A 6,837-nucleotide genomic window follows, 5' to 3' on the forward strand; every position below is an offset into this window, starting at 1 on the left:
CAGCGGACGGACACGACGTCGACGCATGACTCGATCATGACTGATCGGTGGCCGCGATGGCGGACTTCGCCGATGCAACAGTGCCGAGGGGGACACCTCGCTCGGCCGATGATCAACGCGGTCACCGGCCGAGCTGGCGCTCGACCCAGGCCAGCGGCCCGCCTTACCTGGGCYGCGTGGTATCTGTGCACGCCTACTGCTGCGGTGCAGCCTCCAGCCGTAGTCGCCGTAGCGCCCCGCCCCAGGCGATGACCTGGTCCAGCATCGCGGTGACCGTTGCCTCCTGGTGCGCCGCAGGCCTGAGCGCGACGAAGCCCTCAAAATCTGTCGACAGGGACAGGGCGACCTGGTCGCGGACATCGGCGACCTGGAGCTCACCCAGCACGAGGCGCAGGTGCTCGACCGCGCGGGTCCCGCCGGCCGCACCGTAGCTCACGAACCCCGCTGCCTTGTTGTGCCATTCGGCGTACAGGAAGTCGATGGCGTTCTTCAGCGCCCCCGACGTCGAATGGTTGTACTCCGGGGTGACGAACACGTACGCGTCGAACGCCGCCACTGCCTCGGCCCACGCCTTCGTGTGCGGATGCTGGTACTGGCCCATCGCCGGCGGCATCTCCTCGTCGAGATGCGGCAGGTTGAAATCCCTGAGGTCGAGTAGCCCGAAACGGGCGTCTGCCCGCTTGACCGCGATGTCGTGAACCCAGCGCGCGACGGCCTCGCCGCGCCGCCCCGGGCGCGTGCTGCCGATCACGATCGCAACGTTGATCATGAGTGTGTCGACCCCTCTCTCGATTTTGACGAGACGCTCCGACGCCCCGTGACCCGCTGACTTCCCTCGGCCAGCGGACATCGTCAGTACCGGCGACACCGCGAGGGCCGCCGATGCCCTGCTCGCACCTACTGGGCGCCGGTGGCCGTCGTCGTGGGCACCGTGTCCCGCGGCGCCGGTGCCGGCTTCTGCCCTGGCAGAAACACGGTCCCGGCGAGCGCGCCCGAGGTGAGGACGAACATCCAGGTGAGTGMAGGGGTGAACCCGTCCGCCTGGAGAATGAGAGCCATCACGGCCGTGCCGGTCGCCGCGCCGACGCGCTGGATGACGTTGCTCGCGCTGGTCGCGCCCGGAATGTCAGCCGTTCGTAGCGTCCGGTACACGGCGGCGCTGGCAGGCAGGCTCGCGGCCCCGAACCCGATCCCGCGGACAAACAGCGAGATGCCAAGCAGGGTCAGGTTGCTGTCGGCGGTGGCGAAGACGAACGGCAGAGTGCCCGCGCTCGCGACCACCAGACCCCCTGCCACGAGCGGGCGTGGCGCGAGCCGGTCGGCGTACCGGCCGGTTGCGAGGTACGCAAGCCCCAGGCCGACGCTCTGCGGTGCGAGGGCGAACCCGGCGTCAAGTGCGGACAGCCCCCGCAGTTGCTGGTAGTAGAGGGGGAGYACGAACATCGGGCCCCAGCTCGTCACGCCGAAGACGAACAGCATCACCGAGCCGCCGCGGAAGGAACGGTCGCCGAACAGGCGTAGATCGATGAGCGACGGCCGGCCTGGTGTCGTCGGCCGCAGGACGAAGGCGGCCAGCAGCGCGACGCCGACCAGCGCGGCGACGAGCACCTGTGCGGACACCACCGTGCTTCCGGACTCGACGTTCGACAGCGCGTAGATCATCGCCACGATGCCGGTGGGCAGCAGGACCAGGCCCACCACGTCCAGGGAACGCTCCGTGCGCGGGTCTTCGCGGGGGAACCACCGTGTTGTCATGAGCAGCGAGACCACGACGATCGGCACGTTGACGAAGAAGATCCACCGCCAGCCCCAGGTGTCGATCAGCAGGCCGCCCAGCACCGGGCCGGAGATCGGCGCCAGTTGGCCGACCAGGCCGACGACGCCCATGACCCGCCCGAAGCGCTGCGGGCCGGCGGCCCGGGCGAGTACCAGCTGGGTCAGCGGAAGGATCATGCCGCCACCCAGGCCCTGCAGCACCCGGAAGGCGATTAGCGCGCCAGCGGACCAGGCCAGGCCTGACAGCACCGATCCGGCCAGGAACAGCCCGAGGGCACCCGACCAGATCGCGCGGGCGCCGAACCGGTCGACCAGCCAGCCGACCACCGGGATGACGGCAGCCATCGCCAGCAGGTAGGACGTCGTGACCCACTGGATCACCGTGATGTCCGCTTGCAGGTCGCGCCCCAGCGTGTCGATCGCGACCGCCACGACAGTGGTGTCGAGCAGGGCCGCGAACGCCCCGACGATCAGGGTCGTGGCCAGCGGCACGAGACTCGGACCGGCCTGCTCCAGATCGTTCGACGGGTTCGGTCCATCCGCGGAGCCGGAGTGGGCCTCGGGCCGGGTCATGGGACCAGCAGGGTCTTGCCGGCCGTCTCCCGGTCCTCGATCGCCTGGTGGGCTGCGGCCGCCTCGCCCAGCGGGTAGGTCTGACCGATGATCGGGCGTAGCCTGCCGGCCKCCGCCTGCGCGAGCGCCTCCGCGGCGAGCGCACGCATCTGCTCCGGTGTCGGCGTATCACCGCTGATCACCGTCACGCCGGCGGGCGGCTCGGTCCAGCTGCCACTGGCCATTCCGTGGATGCTGATCCGTCCGCCGGCCCGCAGGGTGGTCAGGGCGTGGGCGCCGATGTCACCCCCGACACCGTCGTAGACCAGGTCGACACCCGTCCCGCGGGTGGCCTCGACGACCTCCAACGTCCAGCCCGGCCGGGAGTAGTCGACGTAGGCCGCCGCGCCCAGGGACATCACCAGCTCACGTTTGGCGGTGCCGCGCGCGGCACCGATCACCGTGGCGCCGGCGGCCGCCGAGAGCTGGACCAGCAGACTGCCGAGGCCGCCGCCGGCTGCCTCGACCAGCACCGACTCGGCGGGCTTCACCTCCGCCTGGCCATGCAGGAGGACCGCGGTGCGGCCGTCCGCCAGCAGCGCCACCGCGTCCCGCACCGGGACGGTGGAGGGCACCGGGATCAGGTCGTCCGCATCCGCGACGGCGAGCTCGGCGTAGCCGCCGGTGCCTCCCGTCGTCGTGACGACCACCACTCCGGCGAGGGCCGGGTCGACGTCCGCTCCGACGGCGACGACCTGTCCGCCGACGCCGTTACCCGGGACCCGGGGCAGCGGCGGAGGGTTTCGCAGCGCAGGGCCACGGCCAGCCCTGACCTGCGTCTCGACGAAGGTGATGCCGGCGTACTCGACCGCTACCAGCACCTGGCCGCGTCCTGGAACCGGATCCGCGACGTCGCGGACCGTGAGTACTTCCGGGCCGCCGAACCGGTCCATCACCACAGCGCGCACAATCCCGCCCTCTTCGTCAATCGGAGCGATTCACTCCGATTTGGAGATCTTATAACGGAGTGAATCACTCCGCAAGCTGCTGGGTGCCGGGTCGTCGCGCCGCGAGGGCCACGGGACGGCGCTGCCGACAGCCTCGCCCCCGGGGCGCCCGGTGCCGGACACCAGGACCGGACCGACTCACCCCAGCTGCCTCGACGGGACCTCCAGCAGGTGCCGAGTGGATCTCCAGCGCATCTCGACCAGGCCGCGAACGGGCCTCGGTCGACTCCGGAGCGCGGCGCTGGTGACGCTCGAGAGCGATCTGAGATCTTTTCCGCGAGGCACGGCGCGTTGCGGTCCAGGTCCCGCACGCGGAGTCCGGCGCCCCGCCGAGACAAGGAGACCGCGACGATCCCTGGAGGATCATCACCCGGCCGCCGAAGAACTCCCGCCGGCCGGGGAAACCTGACGCACACCGTCCGGCAACGGCTCACGCAAAGCAGGCCCGAGGCTTCCGGCGCCCCGCTCCGCCACCGCCGACGAAGGACCGCCACGCGCGAATGCTGTGCGGGCAGGCGCGAACCGTTCCGCGCGCCGCTGCGCACCACGTCGGCAGGCGCCGTTGTCATTCCCTTGTGAAAGGAAGCGCATGACCGGAACAAGCACGTCACCCCGAGTTGCCGGGACGACGCGGCGACGGCGAACCCGCCGCGTCCGCGGTTTTCGCGCGATCGGTGCTGCGGTGGTGGCGCTGGCCCTCCCGCTGGTCAGCGCCGGACCCTCGTCGGCCGGCACCGGCGGGTCGGTGATCGACCTCGGTACCCTGCCCGGCGGCAGCAGCAGCGGCGCCTACGACGTGAACAACAGCGCGGTCGTCGTCGGCTACTCGGCGAGTGCCAGCGGCCGCAACCACGCCGTCCGGTGGAACAGCCTGGGTGTACCGACCGACCTCGGCACCCTGCCCGGGGRCGAGGCGAGCGTCGCCTTCACCATCAACGACGCTGGCACCGTGACGGTTGGCGCCTCCCTGATTCCCGGTGGCCCCACCCATCCGGTGGAATGGGACGCGGCTGGCCAGATCACCGCGCTGACGACGCCTGCCGGGAGCATTCTGAGCCGGGCCTATGCGGTCAACAACCAGGGCACGGTCATCGGCTTCTGGAGTGGGCCGGACCGGTTGTACCACGCGCTGCGGTGGACCTCGGCCAGCACGCCCGTGGCCCTGCCCCAGCTACCGGGGGATACCGCCAGCTCCGCGGGATGGATCAACAACAGGGGTGTGATCGTCGGCTATTCGAAGACTGCAGCCGGCGTTGCGCGGGCCGTCCGGTGGAACCCTGACGGAACCGTCTCCAGACTCGCCGACCTGCCGGGCAGCGACTCCAGTGAGGCGAGCGCCGTCAGCGACACCGGCATCATCGTCGGTCTCGCCACCACGGGTGCGAGGTCGCACGCGGTCCGCTGGGACCACGCCGGTGGGATCACCGAGCTGCCGCCGCTGCCCGGCGACACCGGTGCCGGTGCCTATGGCGTCAACGAGCGGGGGATCGTCATCGGCTTCTTAAGCGCGAGCGACGGCACCCGCAGCGCGGTGGCGTGGAGTCCGAGCGGCCAGGTCACCCGGCTGCCGACCGCCACCGCCGGGCCGGCGGAGGCGTACGGCGTGAACGACCGAGGCGCGGTCGCGGGGTCCTCCACCGCGGCCGACGGATCGGCTCACGCAACACTCTGGCTGGCCTGACCCTGCCGGTCTGCCCAGTCCGCCCTGTCCGGGCCGCCGCTGTCCGCTCGCTCCGCACCGTCTCCACCGAAGGGATCGTCTCCGATGACGCTGGCCCCATTCCTGCGCAGGGAACACGAGATTCGGGTGGGCGCTCCAGCCGGTTTCGTCTACCGGCTGCTGGCCGGGCTCGAGCACTGGCCGAGCATCTTCGCCCCGTTTGTTCACGCCGAGAGGCTGGGAACGGACGGCGAACTTGAACGGGTGGGGATGTGGACCACATCCGGCACCCGGGTCGAGCGCTRGGTCGCGTTCCGTCGGTGTCAGCAGGAGGATCTACGGATCTGGTTCCGCGTGGAGCAGCCACCGCCGCCGCTGGAGTCGATGGAGCGTGCCTGGACCGTCGTCCCGGTTTCCGACGGGGAATGCCTGCTCAGGCTGGCGCATGAGCTGCGCGTGACGGCGGGCGTATCGGCGGACATCGGTGCGGTGGTCCGGCAGGTCGACGTGGTGGCCGAGGCGGAGACGGCCGCGGTGCGGGCCGCCGCGGAGCGGGCGGTGAGTGCACCCGACTTCCTGCTTACGCTGCACGACGACGTGCGTGTTGACGGGCCGGCCGATCGTGTCTACGACTTCCTGTATGCGGTCGACCGGTGGCCCGACCGGCTGCCCCACGTGACGCGGGTGGACGTCCAGCAGGACGAGCCGGACGTCCAGCTCGTGGAGATCGACACCGCGGAGCGCCGGGGTGGTGTGCTGACGACACGGACCGCGCGGGTGGGCCGACCACCCCGCGGGATCGTCTACAAGCAGCTACGACTGCCGCCACTGGCCAGCAGCCATCAYGTGCGGTGGGACATCGAGGACGGCGGCGATCACACTGTGGTCCGCTCGATCCAGACCGTGGTGATCAACGGCCCTGGGATCGCGGAGCTCCTCGGCGCGAGCACCARCCTGGAGCAGGCCCGTTCGTTCATCCGCACCGAGCTCGGCTCAAAGGTCCGGCTGATCCTGGACCAGGCTGGGCAACACGTGGCGGACGCCGCCGGATAAACGGACGTCGCCGGACGACGAGTGCGCGGGCTGACACCGCGTCAGCGCGCGAATCAGAGGGGACGACGTGCGTATCCTTTTCGTGTCATGCCCGCTTTCCAGGCATCTTCTTCCGATGGTGCCCACCGCATGGGCGATACAGCTCGCCGGCCATGAGGTGCGGGTCGCGGTCGCTCCCGACTTCGCGGCGTGCGGCCTGTCGGTCTCGCCGGTCGGTCCCAGTCCGCCTCCCGGCCTGATCCAGCCTGCCGCGCCGCCATCCGACCCGAGTGCGCGGCCTGGTCCCCGCCTCGTCCAGGCGACCACCTGGTTCGCGGCGGTCGCGGCAGGGATGGCCGACGGGGTCGTCGATCTCTGCAGGGACTGGGAGCCCGACCTTTTGGTGCATGATCCGCTCGCGCTGGCCGCGCCGCTGGTCGGCAGCCGGCTGGGTATCCGCATCCGGTACCTGCCGTACAACGGTGGGGGACTGGCTCCGGAGTGGTTGCGGCGCCCGGCGGCGGGACCGCGGGTGTGCATCACCCCGGGCACTGTCGCGGACGCCACCCGCGAGCTGCGCTGGCTGCGCGAGCTGGTCGAACGGTTCGCCGCGGCACAGGTCGAGGTCGGGCACTGTTGCATCGGCGAAGTCCGCCATCGCGGCCACCGATCAGTCATGATCGWGTCATGCGTCGACGTCGTGTCCGTCCGCTGGCTCCGCCATCGGAGTTCGCTGGGTTCCGGTTCCCTCCCGAGGTGATCGTGCTGGCGGTGCGGTGGTACCTGCGGTATGCGCTGTCGTACCGGGAC

The 6,837-nt window shown here is 70.8% G+C and carries 5 protein-coding genes and 2 pseudogenes; 4 read left to right on the plus strand and 3 right to left on the minus strand.

The genetic code is table 11. From position 1 onward, the window contains the following. Window positions 1–193 precede the first annotated feature (193 nt). The 3 genes from CcI156_RS23210 to CcI156_RS23220 form a co-directional block, all read right to left on the minus strand. The gene (locus tag CcI156_RS23210) at window positions 194–769 is read right to left on the minus strand and encodes an NADPH-dependent FMN reductase (protein ID WP_035734637.1); all 576 of its coding nucleotides are present in this window, start codon (window positions 767–769) and stop codon (window positions 194–196) included. 128 nt (window positions 770–897) lie between these two features. Beyond that, window positions 898–2,349 (minus strand): DHA2 family efflux MFS transporter permease subunit, encoded by a 1,452-nt coding sequence (locus CcI156_RS23215; RefSeq protein ID WP_076808256.1) that lies wholly within the window; start codon window positions 2,347–2,349, stop codon window positions 898–900. Then, on the minus strand, window positions 2,346–3,296 hold the full coding sequence (locus tag CcI156_RS23220) for a zinc-binding dehydrogenase (protein WP_076808259.1): 951 nt from the start codon (window positions 3,294–3,296) through the stop codon (window positions 2,346–2,348). Before CcI156_RS23220 ends, CcI156_RS23215 begins: the two co-directional genes overlap by 4 nt. 628 nt (window positions 3,297–3,924) lie before the next feature. Between CcI156_RS23220 and CcI156_RS23225 the strand changes: the two genes are divergently transcribed. The 4 genes and pseudogenes from CcI156_RS23225 to CcI156_RS23240 form a co-directional block, all read left to right on the plus strand. Next, a complete protein-coding gene (locus CcI156_RS23225; protein ID WP_139341588.1) occupies window positions 3,925–5,016 on the plus strand; it encodes a hypothetical protein in 1,092 nt (363 codons plus the stop codon). An 84-nt stretch (window positions 5,017–5,100) separates the two neighbouring features. Beyond that, entirely contained in the window at window positions 5,101–6,048 is a 948-nt protein-coding gene (locus CcI156_RS23230) for an aromatase/cyclase (protein ID WP_076808263.1), read from the plus strand. A gap of 115 nt (window positions 6,049–6,163) precedes the next feature. Next, a pseudogene (locus CcI156_RS27990) lies at window positions 6,164–6,472 on the plus strand (hypothetical protein); the annotation flags it as partial. Window positions 6,473–6,714: 242 nt separating this feature from the next. Further along, window positions 6,715–6,837, plus strand: a pseudogene (locus CcI156_RS23240) (IS6 family transposase); the annotation flags it as partial.

Source organism: Frankia sp. CcI156 (assembly GCF_001983015.1).
GTDB lineage: Bacteria > Actinomycetota > Actinomycetes > Frankiales > Frankiaceae > Frankia > Frankia casuarinae.